This is a genomic window from Ruegeria sp. AH12, assembly GCF_056541465.1.
Map to the genome: position 1 here is coordinate 1 of NZ_JBQFYL010000144.1, position 738 is coordinate 738.

The window sequence follows — 738 nt, forward strand, 5'->3', positions numbered from 1 at the left end:
GCAAGAGGTACCAATTTCATCGTCACAAATGTCTTATTCCACTATGTGGCATTGTCACACTCATAGGTCATGTCATAGCTGTTCGTGCATGGCCAAGGATTTTGTCACCTCTCCGGTAATTCGAGCGAATTCTCTCCTTGTATTCGGTACAGTTTTGAATTGAGGCAGTTTGGTATCTTTCTGGAATAGTCTGAAGCGTGGCCAAAAGTGGAACATTCTCCCAGCGCTCTATCTCTATTCTTTTATGACCCTCGAATTGATTCTCCCTTCACTGAAGTTGATCAGTCCCACTTGTGTGGTCCAATTTGATTGTTAGTGCATGACCAGCCTTTGGTCCATCTGAACGATGGTTTCTCGCGCTGGTGGCTTATATCCCAGAGCACCGTGCGGGCGTTTAGTGTTGTAGTGCCTCCTCCATTCGTCGGTCAAAATCTGCGCTTCTTTTGGGCTGTAGAAGACTTCTCCATTCAGGAACTCATCTTTGAGCCGCGCATTGAAACTCTCACAGTAACCGTTTTCCCATGGGTTGCCTGGCTCGATGTATGCGGTCTTTGCTCCAACTGCATTGATCCAGCCGCACCGCCACGGCAACGAACTCAGGGCCATTGTCGGAGCGAATCTAGCTTGGCACACCTCACATGATGAACAGGTCACTCAGCACGTCGATGACATTGCCGGAGCTCAGCTTTCGGTCCACGCGAATCGCCAAGCACTCCCGCCTATACACATCAATAACGT

Annotated in this window: 1 pseudogene; it reads right to left on the reverse strand. The window is 49.2% G+C overall.

The window, feature by feature from the left end:
- Positions 1-312 precede the first annotated feature (312 nt).
- Positions 313-738: pseudogene (locus ACR0EL_RS22215) on the reverse strand (integrase core domain-containing protein); the annotation flags it as partial.